The sequence below is a fragment of the Zoogloea sp. GDB6 genome (genome assembly GCF_056724105.1).
The window spans coordinates 4,123,214-4,141,496 of record NZ_CM161497.1; the positions used below are offsets into that span (position 1 = coordinate 4,123,214).

The 18,283-nt window shown below is 65.3% G+C and carries 16 protein-coding genes; 7 read left to right on the top strand and 9 right to left on the bottom strand.

Annotated features, from left to right (window positions below):
* Window positions 1–4 precede the first annotated feature (4 nt).
* A complete protein-coding gene (locus tag AC1PQG_RS18770) occupies window positions 5–400 on the bottom strand; it encodes a dihydroneopterin aldolase (RefSeq protein WP_481119315.1) in 396 nt (131 codons plus the stop codon).
* 50 nt (window positions 401–450) lie between these two features.
* On the opposite strand from AC1PQG_RS18770, the gene plsY reads away from it, so the two are divergent.
* A complete protein-coding gene (gene plsY / locus AC1PQG_RS18775) occupies window positions 451–1,062 on the top strand; it encodes a glycerol-3-phosphate 1-O-acyltransferase PlsY (RefSeq protein WP_481119316.1) in 612 nt (203 codons plus the stop codon).
* A gap of 10 nt (window positions 1,063–1,072) precedes the next feature.
* Here the strand turns inward: plsY and tsaD are convergent, their stop codons facing one another.
* A complete protein-coding gene (tsaD, locus tag AC1PQG_RS18780) occupies window positions 1,073–2,107 on the bottom strand; it encodes a tRNA (adenosine(37)-N6)-threonylcarbamoyltransferase complex transferase subunit TsaD (protein ID WP_481119317.1) in 1,035 nt (344 codons plus the stop codon).
* Window positions 2,108–2,238: 131 nt separating this feature from the next.
* Between tsaD and rpsU the strand changes: the two genes are divergently transcribed.
* From rpsU to AC1PQG_RS18810, 6 genes are all read left to right on the top strand, one after another.
* Window positions 2,239–2,451, top strand: a complete 213-nt coding sequence (rpsU, locus tag AC1PQG_RS18785; protein WP_079432811.1) for a 30S ribosomal protein S21 — start codon at window positions 2,239–2,241, stop codon at window positions 2,449–2,451.
* A 143-nt stretch (window positions 2,452–2,594) separates the two neighbouring features.
* Window positions 2,595–3,041, top strand: coding sequence for a GatB/YqeY domain-containing protein (locus AC1PQG_RS18790; RefSeq protein WP_481119318.1), 447 nt, complete (start codon window positions 2,595–2,597; stop codon window positions 3,039–3,041).
* A gap of 40 nt (window positions 3,042–3,081) precedes the next feature.
* Window positions 3,082–4,950 (top strand): DNA primase, encoded by a 1,869-nt coding sequence (gene dnaG / locus AC1PQG_RS18795; RefSeq protein ID WP_481119319.1) that lies wholly within the window; start codon window positions 3,082–3,084, stop codon window positions 4,948–4,950.
* A 60-nt stretch (window positions 4,951–5,010) separates the two neighbouring features.
* Window positions 5,011–6,972: an RNA polymerase sigma factor RpoD gene (rpoD, locus tag AC1PQG_RS18800; protein WP_481119320.1), complete on the top strand. Its 1,962-nt coding sequence runs from the start codon at window positions 5,011–5,013 to the stop codon at window positions 6,970–6,972.
* Window positions 6,973–7,641: 669 nt separating this feature from the next.
* Window positions 7,642–8,124 carry a hypothetical protein gene (locus AC1PQG_RS18805; RefSeq protein WP_481119321.1) on the top strand — a complete coding sequence of 161 codons (483 nt, stop codon included), beginning with the start codon at window positions 7,642–7,644 and terminating at the stop codon, window positions 8,122–8,124.
* Window positions 8,125–8,157: 33 nt separating this feature from the next.
* The gene (locus tag AC1PQG_RS18810) at window positions 8,158–8,502 is read left to right on the top strand and encodes a diacylglycerol kinase (protein WP_481119322.1); all 345 of its coding nucleotides are present in this window, start codon (window positions 8,158–8,160) and stop codon (window positions 8,500–8,502) included.
* A 23-nt stretch (window positions 8,503–8,525) separates the two neighbouring features.
* On the opposite strand, the gene AC1PQG_RS18815 is transcribed toward AC1PQG_RS18810, so the two are convergent.
* The 7 genes from AC1PQG_RS18815 to AC1PQG_RS18845 all read right to left on the bottom strand — a co-directional run bounded on the left by AC1PQG_RS18815 (window position 8,526) and on the right by AC1PQG_RS18845 (window position 18,225).
* Window positions 8,526–8,906, bottom strand: a complete 381-nt coding sequence (locus tag AC1PQG_RS18815; protein WP_481119323.1) for a group III truncated hemoglobin — start codon at window positions 8,904–8,906, stop codon at window positions 8,526–8,528.
* 22 nt (window positions 8,907–8,928) lie between these two features.
* Window positions 8,929–9,432: a thiol peroxidase gene (gene tpx / locus AC1PQG_RS18820; protein WP_481117683.1), complete on the bottom strand. Its 504-nt coding sequence runs from the start codon at window positions 9,430–9,432 to the stop codon at window positions 8,929–8,931.
* Between the two features lie 128 nt (window positions 9,433–9,560).
* Window positions 9,561–11,045: a c-type cytochrome gene (locus AC1PQG_RS18825; RefSeq protein WP_481119324.1), complete on the bottom strand. Its 1,485-nt coding sequence runs from the start codon at window positions 11,043–11,045 to the stop codon at window positions 9,561–9,563.
* Between the two features lie 13 nt (window positions 11,046–11,058).
* Window positions 11,059–12,576 (bottom strand): c-type cytochrome, encoded by a 1,518-nt coding sequence (locus tag AC1PQG_RS18830; RefSeq protein WP_481119325.1) that lies wholly within the window; start codon window positions 12,574–12,576, stop codon window positions 11,059–11,061.
* Window positions 12,577–12,593: 17 nt separating this feature from the next.
* Window positions 12,594–14,669, bottom strand: a complete 2,076-nt coding sequence (locus tag AC1PQG_RS18835; protein ID WP_481119326.1) for a hypothetical protein — start codon at window positions 14,667–14,669, stop codon at window positions 12,594–12,596.
* Window positions 14,670–14,693: 24 nt separating this feature from the next.
* Entirely contained in the window at window positions 14,694–15,575 is an 882-nt protein-coding gene (locus AC1PQG_RS18840) for a hypothetical protein (protein WP_481119327.1), read from the bottom strand.
* A 13-nt stretch (window positions 15,576–15,588) separates the two neighbouring features.
* Window positions 15,589–18,225, bottom strand: coding sequence for a cytochrome c (locus AC1PQG_RS18845; protein WP_481119328.1), 2,637 nt, complete (start codon window positions 18,223–18,225; stop codon window positions 15,589–15,591).
* Window positions 18,226–18,283: the final 58 nt, after the last annotated feature.

Genomic DNA, 18,283 nt, shown 5'->3' on the forward strand with positions numbered 1-18,283 from the left:
ATGCTCAATGCGGCAAACCCGCGGTCGGAGAGTGTGGCGGCGGCGCCAGTCCGTCGCGGCCGCGCTCAATGAATACGCCCACACGCTTCACGTCCTTCATTACCCCGATCTTCGCTATGGCGAGCTTGACCCACGGGGCTCCGAATTCATCAAACAGCAAATTGACGATGAATTCGCCTAGCGTTTCTATCAGATTGAATTGCCGAACGGCCAACTCATTGCGGATCCGTTCGATCACCTTTGCGTAGTCGATAGTGTCGGCAATGTCATCATGCTCCGCAGCCGCATCCGGCACCCCGAAAGTGAGATTCAGCTCCAGCGTCTGCGCGGCCACTCTCTCGCGCGGATAAATCCCGACACGGGATTTCACCCTCAATGCCTCGATAAAAATAAAATCCATCATTCGTCCAAGCTAAAATTGCGCCCACCCTGGTCAGCGCCCAAAACAACATGCAACTCGCGCTTCTGCTTGCCGCCGCCTATCTGCTCGGCTCCATTCCCTTCGCGGTCGTCGTCTCCCGACTTTTCGGCATGGCCGACCCTCGCACCTACGGCTCCGGCAATCCTGGCGCCACCAATGTCCTGCGCAGCGGCAACAAACTCGCCGCCGCATTAACGCTATTGGGTGATGCCTTCAAAGGCTGGCTGGCGGTCACGCTGGCTGCGTCCTTTGCCGCCTCTCAGGGACTGGACGTGCCAGCCATCGCGGCGGCAGGCCTCGTCGCCTTTCTCGGCCACCTCTTCCCCATATTCCTGGGTTTCAAGGGCGGCAAAGGCGTCGCCACTGCCGCCGGCGTTCTGCTCGGAGCCAGCGGCTGGCTCGGGCTCGCCACCCTCGGCACATGGCTTTTCGTGGCCTTCACCTTCCGTTATTCATCCCTCGCAGCCCTGAGCGCAGCACTGGCAGCCCCCCTGTTCAGCGCCTTGCTCGGGCTCGACAACATCTGGATCATCGCCATCGCTTGCATGTCCGCCCTACTGATCTGGCGTCACAAGGACAACATCAAACGTTTGCGCGCCGGTCAGGAAGGGCGTATCGGCAGCAAAAAGAAATCGGCCTGAAACCCACGACTCAGGCCACGACGGGCTGAACGATCTCCTGCAGGCTCCAGCGGGGCCGAACCGCAAAGCGGCCGCTTCCATCGCCGCCTTGCTCCCCTGCCGCAAAGCGCAGTGCGCCGGCAAATGCGATCATCGCCCCATTGTCGGTGCACAGCTCCAGTTCGGGGTAATACACCCTGGCCTTCCGCTTTGCAGCGGCCGCATCCAGCTGAACCCGCAACACCTGGTTCGCACCGACCCCGCCAGCCACGACCAACTGCTTCAGACCGGTATGGCGCATGGCCGCCATCGACTTGGCGACCAGGACCTCCACCGCCGCCGCCTGGAACTCCGCCGCCAGATCGGCCTTATCCTCCTCACGGAAATCCGGCGCCGTTGCGGCCGTCAACACTGCCGTTTTCAGTCCACTGAAACTGAAATCGAAATCCTTGCTGTGCAGCATGGGACGCGGCAGCTTGAAACGACCGGGCGTCCCCTGCAGCGCCAGCTTCGCAAGCGCCGGCCCGCCGGGATAACCCAGACCGATGAGCTTGGCCGTCTTGTCGAAGGCCTCCCCCGCCGCATCGTCGACAGTCTCGCCGAGGAGCACATAGTCGCCAACGCCGGCCACCCGCATCAACTGCGTGTGCCCACCAGAAACCAGCAGAGCTACGAATGGAAAGGTGGGCGGATCGGCCGACAGCAGCGGCGACAGCAGATGCCCTTCCAGGTGATGCACAGGCAGAACAGGCACATTCAGCGCCACCCCTAGGGCTTCGGCGACACTCGCACCAACCAGCAGCGCGCCAGCCAGCCCCGGACCGGCAGTGTAGGCAATCGCGTCGATATCGCCCATGCCCAGCCCCGTCGCGTCGAGGGTCTCCCGCAACAGCAGCGGCAGACGCCGGATATGGTCGCGGGACGCCAGTTCAGGCACCACGCCGCCATAGGCCGCATGGAGATTGATCTGGGAGTGCAGGCGATGGGCCAGCAACATGCCCTTGTCGGTGTCGTAAATCGCGACACCCGTCTCGTCGCAGGAGGATTCGATACCCAGAACAAGCATTGCGAGGTCCGCGGAAAAACCGGGATTTTACCCTGCCACGAACGACAAAGCGAAAAGTGGACTTGGTAGACCCAGTCGACTTGGTTATACTCTTATTCTTTCCGTCCAAAGAATTTTCAAGGAAGCACGCAATGCCGGGTATCCGCGTCAAAGAAAACGAGCCGTTTGAAGTAGCCATCCGCCGCTTCAAGCGCACCATCGAAAAAGTGGGCCTGCTGCCCGAACTCCGCTCCCGCGAGTTCTACGAGAAGCCGACCGCCGAGCGCAAGCGCAAGCTGGCTGCCGCGGTCAAGCGCCATCACAAGCGCCTCCGCAGCCAGACCCTGCCCCCGAAGATGTACTAAGCAACACCCGCGAGTACACGCTTCCCGATCGCCACGCGATACGCGCTTCTGCGCGAGCGCGTGGCGTTTGTGCTTTTCGTTGCGCCGAACACTCGTCCCTCCGGCGCCACCGGCCTACGGGCCGCCTCCAGCAAGGAACCCCCATGTCTCTCAAGGTCCGCATCAACGACGACATGAAGGCCGCCATGCGTGCCAAGGAAACTGCCCGCCTGTCCGCCCTTCGCCTGCTTCTCGCCGCCATCAAGCAAAAAGAAGTGGATGAGCGCATCGAGCTGGACGACGCCGCAGTGGTCGCCGTCGTGGACAAGATGCTCAAGCAGCGCCGCGACTCCGTCGCCCAATACGAGGCTGCCCAGCGCTTCGACCTGGCCAGCGCAGAGCGCTTCGAGATCGACGTGCTGACCGCCTACAAGCCCGCCGGCCTGAGCACCGAACAGATCGTTGCGATCATCGACGCAGCCGTCGCCAGCACTGGCGCCAGCGGCCCGGCCGACATGGGCAAGCTGATGGCCGTCCTCAAGCCGCAACTGGCCGGGAAGGCCGACATGGCCGAGGTCTCCAAACTGGTGAAAAGCCACCTCGGCAACTAGGATTCATGGGGACGGCGCGCCAGCGCGCCTGCCCTAGATCATGATTCCGCAATCCTTCATCCAGGATCTTCTCGCCCGCGTCGATATCGTCGAGGTCATCGAACGCTACCTGCCGCTCAAAAAGGGAGGCGCGAATTATTTCGCCTGCTGCCCTTTCCACGGCGAGAAGTCGGCGTCGTTTTCCGTCAGCCCGACCAAGCAGTTCTACCACTGTTTCGGCTGCGGCGTGCACGGCAGCGCGATCAGCTTCCTGATGGAATACAACGGCCTCGGCTTCGTCGATGCCGTGAAGGAGCTCGCCTCCGGCGTAGGCATGGAAGTCCCCCAGGACGACTTCACGCCCAAGCATGACCGCAGCCGCGAGCAATCCCTCACCGAGCAGATGGCCCAGGCCGCCCGTTTCTACAAGGAACAGCTCAAGCGCAGCCCAATCGCCATCGACTACCTGAAGGGCCGCGGCCTGACCGGAGAGATCGCCGCCCGCTACGGCCTCGGCTACGCCCCGGAAGGCTGGCAGTCCCTACAGGCCGCATTTGCCGACTACAGCGTCGCCAGCCTCCTCGAATGCGGCCTGGTTCTCGAGAACGAACAAGGGCGGCGCTACGACCGCTTCCGCGATCGCATCATCTTCCCGATCCAGGATCAGCGCGGCAACGTGATCGGCTTCGGCGGACGCGTTCTCGGCAAGGGCGAACCCAAGTACCTGAACTCGCCGGAAACTCCGATCTTCGAGAAGGGACGCGAGCTCTACGGCCTCGTGCAGGCCCGCCAGAGCATCCGCGAGCAGGGTGCCGTCCTCGTCGTCGAAGGCTACATGGACGTGGTCGGACTGGCCCAGTTCGGGGTCGCCAACGCCGTCGCCACCCTCGGCACCGCCGCCACGCCGCACCACATCCAGAAACTGCTGCGCCTCACCGACCGGGTCGTATTCTGCTTCGACGGCGACGCCGCCGGGCGCCGCGCCGCCGGGCGGGCCCTCGAGGTCAGCCTGGAGCACCTGGCCGACAACAAGACCATCAATTTTCTGTTCCTCCCCGAGGAGCATGACCCGGACAGCTTCGTGCGCGCCGAAGGCCCCGATGCCTTCCGGACCGCGATGAACGGCGCCCTGCCGCTGGCGGAGTTCCTGCTCGCCGAACTCAGGAAGGACATCGATCTGTCCACCGCCGAAGGCTGCGCCAAGCTGGTCCATGAGGCCAAACCGCTGGTCACCCGCATCGGCGCCCCGCTGCTGCGCCTGCAGGTCATCAAGATGCTCGCCGAAGCGGCGGGCTTCACCCAGACGGAAGTCGAGCAGGCCTTCGGCATCAAGGCTGCCGCGGCCCCGCGCCAGTTCGACGACAACCCGCCCTTCGATCGCGGCTTTCGCGGCAAGGGACGTTTCGGCGACGACTGGAACGGCGAGCGCAATTTCCGTGGCGGACGTCGCAACGGTTCCGGCTTTCCACGCCTGGCGCCGCGCCAGGCGCCCCAGAGCCCGGTCGAAGCCCTGCTCAAGGTCGTCGTTCAGCACCCCCTGTGGGCCGCCCGCCTGCCCATCGACCTGTTGCCCGACGACACACCGGAAGGCCGCGCCCTGATCGCCATCACCGACGCGATGAGCGTCGGCGATCTGCCGACCCACGGCATCGGCGCACTGCTCGAACACTACCGGGACACCCCGCACGCCGAACTTCTGGCCAAGATCGCCGGTCAGTTGGCCGATACGGCCTTCGACGACGCGACGATTGAACCCTTGTTCAACGACACGATCCAGAAGCTCGAAGCCGACGCCGTCAGCCACCAGATCGAATCATTGACCACCCGGGATCGGGAAAGCGGCCTCAATCCGGCCGAAAGAAGACAGCTCGCAGAGTTACTACTGCACAAACAGAAACTCCGTGTACGCACAAAAGCATCGGATTCGTAATATAATTTTCGGTTTCGCGAAATTCGCCGCGAGCCAATCGACGACACATCGAGGATAGCCATGACCACCGACAAAGCCAAACAACCGCGCAAAGCACCAGCCAAGCCGCGAGCAGCGAAGGTCAAGGACAAACTCGCCCCGATGATCGCCGAGGCCCCCTCGGCGGAAGAGGCCGAGGTTCGCCGCACCCGGTTGAAGAGCCTGATCGCCCTCGGCAAGGAACGGGGCTACCTGACCTACGCCGAAATCAACGACCACCTGCCCGACGACCTGGTGGACGCGGAGCAGATCGAATCCATCATCACCACCTTCAACGACATGGGTATCCAGGTCTTCGACGTGGCCCCGGCCGCCGAAGATCTCCTGATGTCCGAAGTCGCCCCGACGGTGGTGGACGACGAACAGGCCGAAGCCGAAGCCGAGCAGACCCTGTCAGCCGTCGATTCCGAATTCGGCCGCACGACCGACCCCGTCCGCATGTACATGCGTGAAATGGGCACCGTCGAGCTCCTCACCCGCGAAGGCGAAATCGAGATCGCCAAGCGCATCGAGGAAGGCCTCAAGCACATGATCCAGGCGATCTCCGCCTGCCCGACGACGATCGCCGACATCCTCGAAGCCGCCGACAAGATCTCCAAGGACGAGATGCGCATCGACGAGCTGATCGATGGACTGATCGATCCCAACGCCGTCGAGGAGATCGAGGAGCTCGCCGACAGCGAGGACCTGGACGACGTGAACGACGCCGAGGAAGAGGAAGACGAGGATGAAGGCGGCGGTGGCGGTGCTCAGTCGGCCTCCCTCATCAAGCTGAAGACCGATGCGCTGGAGCGCTTCGCAACGCTGCGCGACCTTTACGAGAAAATGTCCTCCACCCTGCAAAAGAAGGGTTTCCAGGACAAGACCTACCTGAAGTACCAGGAGCAGGTCTCCACCGAACTGATGAATATCCGCTTCACTGCCCGCACCACCGAAAGGCTGTGCGACGCGGTGCGCCACATGGTGGACCAGGCCCGCGCCCACGAGCGCAAGATCCTGCATCTCTGTGTGGACAAGGCCAGCATGCCGCGCCCCCACTTCATCAAGAGCTTCCCCGGCAACGAGACCGACCTCGACTGGCTGAAGAAGGAGATCGCCAACGGCCCGAAGAATGCGCCGGTGTTGATGCGCATGCAGCCCGCCGTGCTCGAGGAGCAGCAGAAGCTGATCGACCTGGAAGAACGCATCGGCATCCCGCTGAAGGAACTCAAGGACATCAACAAGCAGATGTCCACCGGTGAAGCCAAGGCCCGCCGCGCCAAGCGCGAGATGACCGAGGCCAACCTGCGTCTGGTGATCTCCATCGCCAAGAAGTACACCAACCGTGGCCTGCAGTTCCTCGACCTGATCCAGGAAGGCAACATCGGTCTGATGAAGGCCGTGGACAAGTTCGAATACCGCCGCGGCTACAAGTTCTCCACCTACGCCACGTGGTGGATCCGCCAGGCCATCACCCGTTCGATCGCCGACCAGGCCCGCACCATCCGTATTCCGGTGCACATGATCGAGACGATCAACAAGATGAACCGGATCTCCCGCCAGATCCTGCAGGAAACCGGCAACGAGCCCGATCCGCAGACGCTGGCCGAGAAGATGGAAATGCCCGAGGAGAAGATCCGCAAGATCCTCAAGATCTCCAAGGAACCCATCTCCATGGAGACCCCGATCGGCGACGACGACGACTCCCACCTGGGCGACTTCATCGAGGACAACGCCACGCTGGCCCCTGCCGAAGCGGCTCTGTACTCCAGCCTGCGCGACGCCACCAAGGAAGTGCTGGACTCCCTCACCCCGAGGGAAGCCAAGGTGCTGCGCATGCGCTTCGGCATCGAGATGAACACCGACCACACGCTGGAAGAAGTCGGCAAGCAGTTCGACGTGACCCGCGAGCGTATCCGTCAGATCGAAGCCAAGGCCCTGCGCAAGCTGCGTCACCCGAGCCGCTCCGAGCGCCTGCGCAGCTTCCTCGACAACGAGGCGTAATACAGCACCACTCCGTCGTCCGGTCCGCTTTTATGCCGAACGACGGGTAGCGGCCTCGCCTCGATGGGGCGCAGCTGCTAGAATCGCGGTTTCGGGCCTGTAGCTCAGTCGGTTAGAGCAGAGGACTCATCAATGGTGACTTTCGCCGGAAACGGCGATTGAAAAATCGGGTGAATTCAGGGAACCCTGCCCGCATGAAAATGCGAATGGCAACCCTGAGCCAAGCCGGAGCTACAGCTCCGGAAGGTGCAGAGACTAGCGGAGGGATCGAGTTCCCTTAATGACCGCCACGAGCGCCCGACGCCTGAACACGTCAATGCAGCTGCCGACGTGAAGGCGATGAGATAGTCCAGCGCACGCAAGACGCCCTGCCCTACGGCAGACGCATCGGCGACGAAAGTCGCAGTGTGACGAATCCTTTGGTCCAGGGTTCGAGCCCCTGCGGGCCCACCAGATCAACCCCAGCCGGAATCGGCTGGGGTTTTTCATTTCCGGGCGCCAATCTGCGCCGCCAGATCCGTCAGTCCCCTGGTTCCGTCAGTCCGCCGACCCACCAGACATCCGCCCCGCCGCCGCAGCCATGCAGCCCGGCAGGGCAATCGCCATCTGCGACCTATACTGGGTGTGCACGGATGCATCCCTCCAGAGCGCAGGACGGGAGCGACGCAGATGACGACGATTTCCTCCATCCTTCCACTGAACGCGTACTACCTGCCGGTTCAGACGACAGGGCGGGCCGTTGCATCGTCGAGCACGCCGATCCTTTCCAGTACCGTGGTATCCCTGTCGGCGGAGGCGCAATTGCTGGGCGCCCTGAACGGGGATCAGTTGGCCGCCAGCAGCACCAACCCCGTCTCGCTGTTCAACTCGATTGCCGATGCGGGCACGCTCACCAGCGCCTTCCCCACTGGCGTGAATTCCCAAGGCGGCGGACAGTCCGAGTCGGCGTCGTCGATTCTCGCAGCCTTGATGCAAACGTCCCTGGAGTCCGGGATCTACTCCGCCACCGGGATTCTGGCAGGCACCCTGCCTTCAAGCATGACCGGAGAATGGCTGAGCCTCATGCAAGCCGAACCTGCCCTGGCCAGCGTCGCGATCGCCGCCACGCTGAACGAGGGAATGGTCGGCAACCTCATCTCGATATTCGCCTGACAGTGCTCCGCTTTTCCGTATAAATTCCCGTCCATGAAAGGACAAGCCCTCTTCCGCCGTTTCGGCTACGCGCTGAACGGCGTCGTCATGGCCTTCCGCCGGGAGCGCAGCATGCGCGTGCACGGCCTGGCGGTGCTCGGCGTCATCGCCTTCCTGGCAGCCACCGGCGCGCCGCTGCTGTGGTGGGCCTTGGTGGCCCTCGCGGTTGGATTGGTACTCGTTGCGGAAATGGCCAATACGGCCATCGAAACCCTCGCCGACCTGCTCCATCCGGGCCAGCACCCGGAGATCGGCATCGCCAAGGATGTGGCGGCCGGTGCGGTACTGATCGCCACGCTGGTGGCGATCATCGTCGGCCTCGCCTACCTGCTGAGCTGAGACCTTACGCTGAAGCGCCCGGTTCAGGCGTCCCGGCCGGTCAGCGTAAACATCCCGGCCTTGAAGCTGGCGGCCATCATGTCGGCCTTTTCGATGGCCGTCTGCGCCGCGGCGGGCGGCAGGAACTCCGCCGCCGCCTCGCGGAACAGTTCCAGCCAACGGTCGAAGTGTTCGGCCTTGACCGGCAGGCGCACATGCACCGGGTAGGGCGAGCCGCCGTAACGGTCGGTGCCCAACAGCACGCGGGACCAGAACGCACGGATCACCAGGTGGTGGTGATCCCAGTCGCCCACCTCGGCAGCGAAGACGGGGCCGATCAACGCATCGGCCCGCGCCCGGGCATAGAAGCCATGCACCAGCGCGGTGATGTGTTCCTCGGTCAGTTGAGTGTCGGTCTCCGTCATCGTTCCTTCTTCCTTCTAGCTATCAGCCCAGAGCGGCCAGCGCAGCGTCGTAGTTGGGCTCGTTCTTGATCTCCGGCACCAGCTCGCTGTGCAGGACCTTGTCGTTCTCGTCGAGCACCACCACCGCGCGAGCGGTCAGGCCGGCCAGCGGACCGGCGGCCAGGGCCACGCCGTAGTTCTTGATGAATTCACTGCCACGCAGGGTGGACAGGGTCACCACGTTCTCCAGGCCTTCGGCGCCGCAGAAGCGTGACTGGGCAAACGGCAGGTCGGCGGAGATGCACAGCACTACGGTGTTGGGCAGCGTGCTGGCGGACTGGTTGAACTTGCGCACGGAAGTGGCGCAGGTCGGCGTGTCGATGCTCGGGAAGATGTTCAGCACCTTGCGCTTGCCGGCGAAGCTGGCCAGCGGGGTATCGGCCAGATCCTTGGCGACGAGGGTGAAGGCCGGTGCGGTCTGGCCCTTCTGGGGCAGATCGCCTTCAACGGGGACGGGGTTTCCGCCAAGGGTAACGGTAGAAGACATGGAGGCACTCCTGGGGTAGGAAATTGATGATGTTGTTGTGATTTGCTCGTCGGCGCTGATGCCACCGGCGAGCCGCGCCATCTTAGGCGCTGGCGGAGTTTCCTGCCAGTACCCGCAGTCAGTAATGATCACAGGGTCTTCAGGTACTCCAGCAGCGCCTCCTTGTCGCCTGCCGGCAGGACGCTGCCGAACTCGTGGCCCTGGTTTCCGCCGCCCTTGGCGGCGGTATCGAAATGGGTGCCGACGCGCCGGGCCTCATCCCCGTCGGTGATGAAACCGACCCGCTGCGGGTCGTATACGTCGTAACCGTTCCAGAAGATCTTCGGGCGGGCCGCCGCAGGCTCCAGCAGATCCCGCAGGGTCGGCACGGAGCCGTTGTGCAGATAGGGCGCGCGCAGCCAGATGCCGTCGAGGAAGGGGATCTTGTAACCGTTGAGGTCCTCCTCGACCAAGCCCTTGCGTGGGATGCCCATCGCGGTGACGACCTGGTTGGCCTTGATCGCCGCACCCTTGTTCCACGTATCCAGGCGCGCCCGGTCGGTGCCCACCTCGTCGAGGGGGATGCGCGTGCCGGTGCGTTCGCTGGCGTGACAGCGGGCGCACTGGGCGTCGAACACCACCTTGCCAGCCGCCGCCCGCCCGGCATCGACCGGGAAGGGGTAGCGCGGCGGCTGCAGGCTGGAGAGGTAATCCTGCAGCCACTGCACCTGTTTGAGGAAATCCGCCTTGTCGGCCGGCGGCGCACCCAGCACACCGAGGGCCGAATCGATGATCACCGAGCGCACGTCGTGGCTGTCGCCCGCGTAGTTGGGCAGCTGGCCGCGCTCGGCGTGATACTTGCCCAGGTTCCAGATCGCCGGGATATCGCCCGGGCCGAAGGTGTCGTCCATCGGCGCGCGGATCATGAAGTACTTGGTGAGATTCATGCTGTCGTCGCGCCCGCGCCCCCACTCCGGAAAGTCCGTGCGGTAGATCCACGCGAACTGCGCCTCCCGCTCCAGCAGGCGCTTCTTGGTGATCGGGATGATCAGGAAGCGGTACAGCAGCTTGTCGATCAGATCCAGCTTGGTCACCCGGTTGATCTCCGCCATAAGGATGTCCGGCTCGAAGCGCGGATCGGCAGCACAGTCGATCAGCAGGCGGAAGAAGTTCTCGATGTTGAGGGTATGCCCTGGCCCACCGACGACGAACACCGGGTTGGAATCCGTGCTCTTACGATAGCTGGTGGTGTGGCAGGCAGCGCAGTTGTTGGCGACCCGCGGAAAGCCGATGGTCTTCTTGGTGAAGCCGGCCGGCAGTTCCTGGCCCTGCTCCCACGACACGCCGAGGGCTGCGTAACCGCCCGGCACGGTCTGCCCATCCTGGCGGAATTTCTCCGGGAAGACCCGTGGCAAGACGTAGAAGATCCAGTACGGAATCCCCGCATCGTGCTCGGCACCGATGGAGCCGTACTTGAAGCGCATCTCCGGCGACTCGAAGACCCAGGCCGGCTGCGCCTCCTCACGGAAACCCCGATCCCAGGCGACGTAGGCGCCGGCGACGATCAGCAGCAGCAACACGGACAGGCCGGCGCGAAGCCAGGCGCGGCGGGTTTCACGACGGTCGGCAAGCATGGCAGGCTCCCGTTCAGAAGGTCTTGAGGAATTCCATCAGCGCGGCCTTGTCGGCCTCCGGCAACTCGGTGCCGTAGGCCCGCCCCTCGTGGCCGCCATTGCCGTTGCCGGGCTGGCGGGTGTCGTAGCGGAAGAACTTGCGGCCATCCATTTCCGGTTGGTCGGACACGAAGCCCACCTTCAGCGGATCGAACACGTCATTGCCCCGGTAGAACACCGCCGGCCGCCTGGAAGCCGGCTGCAGCAGGTCGAACAGGCTGGGCACCGAGCCGTTGTGCAGGTAGGGCGCGCGCAGCCAGATGCCATCCAGCGGCATGTTGGCGTAGCCGTAGGTCTTGTGGAAAGTCGTGAAGCGCCACGGATAACCGGCGTAGAGCGTCGCCTGGTTGACCGCCAGTGTGTAGGTATAGGAATCCAGCCGCCGCCGGTCAGTGCCAATCTGCGCGATGGGCGTCACGCGCCCAACCAGGTCGCCGCTGAAATCCCGCCCCGACGCGCCATGGCAACTCGTACAGTATTCCTTGTAGATCGGCGCGCCACGGGCCGCCAGGGCCTGGTCGATGGGGAACAGCTTGCCGAAGGCCGGCGGTTCGGCGCCGAGAATCCAGTCCTCCACCCGCTTGATGCGCGGCAGGTCAATGGTCGGCGGCGTGGTGCCGGTGCCGAAGGCGGCGCTCTTGTTACGCTCGGTCATGTCGGTGTTGTTGCCGTCCCAGTGCAGTTCCATCATCCGCGGCTCCCGGCGCGGACGCTGCAGCCAGATCGACGGAAAGTCCGCCGGCGCATCGAGCTCCTTCGGGTCGAGCAGGTGCATCGGGAAGTTGAAGATCACCTTGGCCGAGTTGAAGGTATCCACCCGCCCCGGCCCCCACGGCTGCTGCTCGAACACCCATTCGAAGCGCCCCTTCAGCGCCAGCACCCGGTCACGCATGATGGCGATGGCCACCGGATAGACCACCTCCCGGTCGAGCAGGTCGAGCCCGGCGCCGAGGCGCTGGATCTCGGGAACCAGATACTCCGTGGAAAACTTCGGGTCCGCCGCACACTTGAAGAAGAAGGTCTCGAAGGCCTGCATGTCGAACAACGCCGCCGGCATGCCCACCACCAGCTGGGCTGGCGCATCCGGCGCCTTGCGCACGGTACTGGTATGGCATACCGCGCAATTCACGAAGACCCGGTCGATACCCTGGTAGCGCCGCTTCGACGTGCCCACCGGCAGATCGCGGAGGTGCCCGTTCGGCCCCTTCTCGTAGATCATGCCGAGGGACTCATATCCCTTGCCCGGCAGGTATTGCCCACACACCTGCGGCAGCGCGCGCCAGATCCAGTACGGAAACCCCATCTCATGCTCGCCGCCGGTGGAACCGTACTTGAAGTGCTCGACGGGGTCGGCGTAGTCCACAGGCGAGTCGCCGCTGAAGCGGCCGAGCAGCCACAGGCCCACCGTCGCCGGCAGCAGCACGGTCAAAGTGAACAGGATCATGAAGCGCAGGCGCCAACGGCTGGCAAGCGGTACAGCTGGAGTCGTCATGTTCTTCTCCTCGTCGTCTATCGCGCCTCGGCCACCGGCGCCAGACAGGGGCGCAGCGCTTCGTAGCCCCCTGCCAACAGGCTATCCACGTCCGGCTCCCGCCCGGATTCGCTACGCAACTGTGCCGCCACCACCGCCTCCAGCGCGGCCCGGTCGCCGCTCTTCGCCCACGCCTCCGGATCGCTGCGGAAGGCTGGCAACATGCTCGCCGGCGGCATCGGCGTCTTCGCCCGCTCAGACGGCCCGCGGCGCGCCATCGCCAGGCGTACATAGATCCGCGGCGCGCACTGGCGGATGCGGGCCTCCAACTCAGCTGCCGGCCCCTGCAGGAAATTCGGCGGAAAGGACTCGGCGCTCAGGTGGCACGCGGCACACCAGGCGTAGAAACCGGCCAGGTCCGGACGCACCGGCCCGCCCATCGCCGCCCCCGGCGGACTGGCCGGGCGTTCCAGGCGCGGCGCGGCCGGCACCGGCAGCCGGGCCGCCGCGACGGGCTCCCCCAGTTGCGCCAGCACCGCGCGGATCAAGCCGCTGCCGGCAATCGCCGGCGCATCCAGCAGGCTTTCCCCCTGCGAGCTTGCAGCGATCCCCAACAAGACCGCCTCGGCCACCTGTCCATCAGCACGCAGGCGCAACCGCAAGGGGCCGGCGCCATCGCGCAGGCCACGCACGTCCACCGCCTCAAGCACGTTTCCACCGGCCACGCGAACGCCACCCTGCGCCCCCCGCAACGAAAAACCCGGCAGCGGCGGTTCGCCAGCCAGGCTGAGGCGTTCGACGCGGCCCGTCTGCCGATCGAGTCGCAAAGAAGCGCCGCCCTCACCCTTGCAGTCAGCCACGTACCCACCGGGCGCGGCGGCACAAGTCAGCGTCACCTCACGACGTGGCAGACGCGCGGCCCGCCGCCCCAACGCGGCCTGCAGCCGCGGCCAGTCGCCGTCCTCGACGAACTCCGCCACGCCGGCCACCGCGTCGGCGATGGCCTCCGGCGCGTCGCCCCGCCACCAGGCCTCTGCCGGTCGCGGCAGCAGCGGCTCGAAGCGCGCCGGCACATGGGACAAGGCAACCCGCTCCAACGGCGCCGACGGCCAGTCGGTTGTACCTTGCAAGGGGTTGCGATTGGGCAGGTCCGAGCGTCCAAGGGCCAGCCCAGCCGGCCACCGGCGTGCCGCCGTAGCCTGCAGCGGACGTCCGACCGACTCTTCGAAAGCGGCGTCCGGCACCGCCATGCGCCCGTCCGCCAGACGCAGGCGCAACGCCGCAGTGAAGAGGCCGGCCCGGCAGCGCCGCCCGGCCTCGCCGTCGCCGCAGCCTTCGCGCCACAGGCGCTGGGCCAGCGCAAAACGGTTGGCCCGCCGCACCGCGTTGTCGATGGCATAGGGCAGGTCCACGCCGCGTTGCGGCGGAATTCCGTAGAAGGATCGTCCGCTGGCCGCCAGCAGCGCGGCGACCGCCGGGTTCGCATTGGTCTCGTCCCACAGCGCGCGGGAGAAGATCGGCGCGCCGTTCTGGTGGCAGGCGAAGCAGATGTTGCGGTTGGCGTAGAAGACCTGCGGCCGCCCGCCGGGGCGATAGTCCTTGACCAGCTGGAACTCGAAGCGGCCGGCGGCCTCGTTGTAGCTGATCACCTCCAGCACCGCCGACTTCTCCTGGTAGCCGATGTAGAGGCGGTCCTTCAGCAGGAAGGGCGAGCCAGCGGCCGGTGGCGAATCCACAGCGACGACCACCCGCGGGTAGTCAAAGTAATCCGGCGCCGCGGCGGTGCGCTGCAATGAGCGCCCGAGCGGGATGAGCACGCGCTTCACCGGCGGCAGCGCGCTGGCCGGGTCCCGGGCCAATTCACGGTCGACGCGCGCCAGCAATCTTTCAAAGGGAAAGGGCAAATCGTGCGCCCCGCCCTCCTCCGCGAACAGGCGGTCGAACAGGGACTGGCCGAGCGGCGGCAGATGCGCGCCGGGCTCGGCCGGATTCACGACCCAGGCCGTCGCCCCGCCGGTCTGCGGTGTATCAGGCGGCCCCGCCGCGACCATGTTTGCCGTGGCAGCAAGCAGCAGACCCACCAGGCGGGCGCAGCAGCGCACGGGGCCGTTCATTGCAGTGCTCCACGTCGCCGCCCCTCAGCGCCCCGCCGACGCGAGGACCTTGCGCTGCTGGGTGCCCGGCCAGCAATCCTCCTGCACCGCGCCGGTCTTCACGAAGGCCTCCTGCCCCTTGTCGTCCATGTCCTTGTTGTAGAGCGTGAAGTTGAGCGCGAAGCCCTTGTCCAGGTAGGCGCGCCCCAGGTAGAAGCCGGGCCGGATCATGCGGATCTCGTCGCGCACCCGCAGCCCGCGCCGGCCGGCGAGGAAGTCCGGGTTCTCCTGGTAGCCGGGGATCTCGTCGGTGAAGAAGTAGTCGATGATGATCGACTCCCGCCGCGCATCCAGCAGACTCTGCCCGCAGTACAGCTTGGCGGGGAACAGCAGCCAGGTCTGCTTGCCGTTGAAGTCCATCTTCTTCGGCTCGCCCTGCACCAGGCCGATCTTCTTCAGCACGGCCAGGTCCTCGATACGGTTGCGCAGCACGCGCTCCTGGCGGTAGAAGACCTTGCCGCGCCACAGGGCCTCACCGACGTCCTCCAGCACCAGCCCCTTCAGGTTGAGCGCGGTGCCGGCAAAGCCGCCGACGATCTCCGACAGGCGGAACTTGCCGCTGCTGCCCTTGGGCAACAGGATGCGGCCGTCGAAGGCGCCGTCGGGAATCGGCCCGGCGGTCAGGCGGGCGTAGATCTGGTCGAGCTGCTCCTGGTCCAGCGTAGCCAGATAGTCCGGCGTCAGCTTGGCCAGCTCGGCGGTGGGGATCGGGTAGAGATAATCCACCTGGGCCATGTCCAGCTTGGAGGAATAGCTCTTGTCGTAGGGCGCGAACGGGATGTTCGGCGCCTCCACCTTCTTGCTGCAGGCACTCAGGCCCAGCACCGCGGAGAAGGACAGGACGGCGGCAATCGACGAGGTCTTCATGGCGACGCTCCTCTCACAGGGTGGCGAGGAAGGCGGTGATGGCCTTCTTGTCCGCTTCGCTGAGGTCCTCGCCAAAGCGATGGCCTTCGTTCTCGACGAGCTGGTCGCAGGTCACGTAGTTGGCGGCGAGGAAATCCCGCTTCTCGCGCAGGATCTCCACGAAGCGCGCCGGGTTCTTCAACACGTCGTCGGCGAGCGCCTGCAAGGTCGGGATCAGGTCCTTCTTGCCGGCCGCCTCCAGCCGGGCCGGGTCGCGCTTGGCGAGGAAGAGGTCGCCGATCAGCTGCTTGTGCATCAGGCCGTTGAGGAAGCCGGCGCTCGCCCCCATCGGAATGCGCGCCTGGCCGAAGCCGCCCAGCGGCTTCTCGGTCTTGCCCTCCAGCGGCCGGATACCCACATCGACGATCAGATCGGCATTGGTCAGCGTCACCTTGCGGCCCCGCTCCTTCGGGTGCAACAGCTCGAACATGGAGCGCCTGTAGAGATCGAAGCGCCCTTCCACGCTGGGGTCGTAGCGCACGCAGGCGGGCTGCTCGGCCAGCAGTTTGTTGTCCGGCCCCGCATAACGGGCGCGGTGGAAGTCGTTGTCCTTGTTGGCCGGATTGCCGCACACCTCGGGCCCGATGGCGTTGTTGTGCATGAAGGGCGCAGTGGCCCACACATTCACCAGCGAGATGTTGCGCATGTAGCCGCGCCCGCCGTTCTTGAGGTCTTCCCGCTGGGGCAGGTCGGCCACCGAGGGCCGGCCACGCAGGGTTTCCGACGCGTATTCCTGGTAGAGATGGCCGGCCATATGGTTGGAATGCAGCGCGCGGCACGGGAAGGTGCCGACTTCGGTCACCGGCGTAGCCTGGTCGTTACCGAGGAAATCGGCGCGCACCTTGCGCGGGTGGGCGTCGTTGGTCGCCGCGAAATCCCGGCTCTTGAACGGCCCACCGTCCGCCTCGGGAATGCTGGAGTGGCAGCGTGCGCAGTTCTCGGCGAACACCGTCTGGCCGCGGGCCACAGCGCCCTTGCCGAACTCCTTTTCAAGGTCGGCCGTCAGGTCGGCGCGGGTATAGGCGGCGCCTGGGCTCTTCAGCTTGCGTGCGTTGGCGCGGGCCGCGAAGAGATCCATTTCATCCGACTCGGCCGACGTGAAGAAGTCCAACACGTTCTGCAGACGGTCCTCCACCGCCCGGAAGTTCGGGCAATCGCGCCGGCACTGGCCGATGTTGAAGGGCGTCTGGCCAAAACCGCGCTGCTCGGGGTCCACCTGGCGCATGTCGCTGAAGTGATTGACCCAGCACTGCTCCGAGCAGGAACCGATATTGAAATACACCCGCTGGATCGCCTCCAGTGCACCGATGGAGTCTTCCCCGCCTTTCAGAATGTGATGCACGCCGGGCAGCACGACCTTCTGTCCGCCCAGGTGTACGGTGGTCGTGTCGTCCTTGCGCGTCGAGAACTGCCAGCATTTGCCCTGCCGGCCGGGCTCACACCAGCACTTGGACTCATCCTTCTCCACGCCGCAGTCGGCCACCTTGCGCCACTTGGTGACGGTGTCGCCCTTGAACACCGGACGCTGGGCCACATTGATCAGCGCATTGATGGTGCCCGGGTTGTTAACCTGGTCGTGGGAGATCGCCGAGGTGTCCGTCACCCCAGGCCGGGCGTGGGCGAACATCTGGTATTCGAGCGCCGACTTGGGCATGCCCGAGCCGAGCAGTTCGGACATGCGGGTGTACTGGTTGCCGATCAGGCCCTTGATGTTCTCCCACTTCGGATGAGCCGGGTCGGCCGGCGGGTTGAGCGGATCGAAGGCGATATGACAGGAGCCGCAGGAGGTGCCGATCAGGAAGGGCGGCTCGACGGACGCATCGGCCAGCTTGCTGACCCGGCTGTCGGACTCGATGCCGGTGGTCGCATCCATCTTGCGGTCGAAGCCGGCCCAGCTGCCGACGCCACCGTTGACGGCCTTCCACTTGGCCGCATCGAAGCGCGGGTTGGGAAACTTGCGGATGCCCAGCGCGCCAGTCGAAGTGCCGAACTTCAGGTCGCAGGCGCTGTGGCGCTGGTCGAGAGTGCCCCCCTTGGTGTGCGGGTCATCCGGGTCGAGGGCGGCGTCCTTCAGGCCGCAGGCCGGGTCCACGTAATCCGCCTTGCCGACATGCTTGAGCAGGACGTCGTCGCCGGGACACCAGTCGAAACCGTAAGTCTCTTCCATCGACTTGGCCGGACAGTTGGGATCGCCGGGCTTGCAACAGGCAGGATCGTTGATGATGCCCCAGGCCCAGAAGCGATCGTCGCGCTGGTCTGAGCGCAGCACCCGGAACCAGTCCACCAGCACGCCAATGCGCTGCTGGAAGGTATAGGTGTGGAAGCGGTCGTTGCCGGCTGTGGCCTTGAACCAGATCAGGCGACCGACGCATTCGGACTCGTTGAGCCCCTCGCGGGCACAGGATTCCCGGTACGGCGCATCCTGATCCACGCTGCCCGCATCGGGTTGCGGGGCTACGGCGGCAACCGGCGCGGCCGGCGCTGCGGCAGCCGGATTGTCCGCATGGGCCTGCGGCCAGCCGGTCTCTAAAACCGGGGCGCGGGATGCCAGATAAGAACCACCGAGAACAGCCACGACAGCCGCAAACGCGGCCACATATGCGCGCTTCATGGATGCGTCTCCTTCCCTGAAGGGAGCATGGCCGGCGCTCATGGTGGCCGCGGATGGG

Bases quoted from the DNA above. Each gene is read 5' to 3' on its own strand.
- AC1PQG_RS18770 (WP_481119315.1), bottom strand. From the start codon at position 400: ATGGATTTTATTTTTATCGAGGCATTGAGGGTGAAATCCCGTGTCGGG.
- dnaG (WP_481119319.1), top strand. From the start codon at position 3,082: ATGATTCCGCAATCCTTCATCCAGGATCTTCTCGCCCGCGTCGATATC.
- AC1PQG_RS18845 (WP_481119328.1), bottom strand. From the start codon at position 18,225: ATGAAGCGCGCATATGTGGCCGCGTTTGCGGCTGTCGTGGCTGTTCTC.
- AC1PQG_RS18835 (WP_481119326.1), bottom strand. From the start codon at position 14,669: ATGAACGGCCCCGTGCGCTGCTGCGCCCGCCTGGTGGGTCTGCTGCTT.
- tpx (WP_481117683.1), bottom strand. From the start codon at position 9,432: ATGTCTTCTACCGTTACCCTTGGCGGAAACCCCGTCCCCGTTGAAGGC.
- rpsU (WP_079432811.1), top strand. From the start codon at position 2,239: ATGCCGGGTATCCGCGTCAAAGAAAACGAGCCGTTTGAAGTAGCCATC.
- AC1PQG_RS18790 (WP_481119318.1), top strand. From the start codon at position 2,595: ATGTCTCTCAAGGTCCGCATCAACGACGACATGAAGGCCGCCATGCGT.
- AC1PQG_RS18815 (WP_481119323.1), bottom strand. From the start codon at position 8,906: ATGACGGAGACCGACACTCAACTGACCGAGGAACACATCACCGCGCTG.
- rpoD (WP_481119320.1), top strand. From the start codon at position 5,011: ATGACCACCGACAAAGCCAAACAACCGCGCAAAGCACCAGCCAAGCCG.
- plsY (WP_481119316.1), top strand. From the start codon at position 451: ATGCAACTCGCGCTTCTGCTTGCCGCCGCCTATCTGCTCGGCTCCATT.
- AC1PQG_RS18830 (WP_481119325.1), bottom strand. From the start codon at position 12,576: ATGACGACTCCAGCTGTACCGCTTGCCAGCCGTTGGCGCCTGCGCTTC.
- AC1PQG_RS18825 (WP_481119324.1), bottom strand. From the start codon at position 11,045: ATGCTTGCCGACCGTCGTGAAACCCGCCGCGCCTGGCTTCGCGCCGGC.
- AC1PQG_RS18810 (WP_481119322.1), top strand. From the start codon at position 8,158: ATGAAAGGACAAGCCCTCTTCCGCCGTTTCGGCTACGCGCTGAACGGC.
- AC1PQG_RS18840 (WP_481119327.1), bottom strand. From the start codon at position 15,575: ATGAAGACCTCGTCGATTGCCGCCGTCCTGTCCTTCTCCGCGGTGCTG.
- tsaD (WP_481119317.1), bottom strand. From the start codon at position 2,107: ATGCTTGTTCTGGGTATCGAATCCTCCTGCGACGAGACGGGTGTCGCG.
- AC1PQG_RS18805 (WP_481119321.1), top strand. From the start codon at position 7,642: ATGACGACGATTTCCTCCATCCTTCCACTGAACGCGTACTACCTGCCG.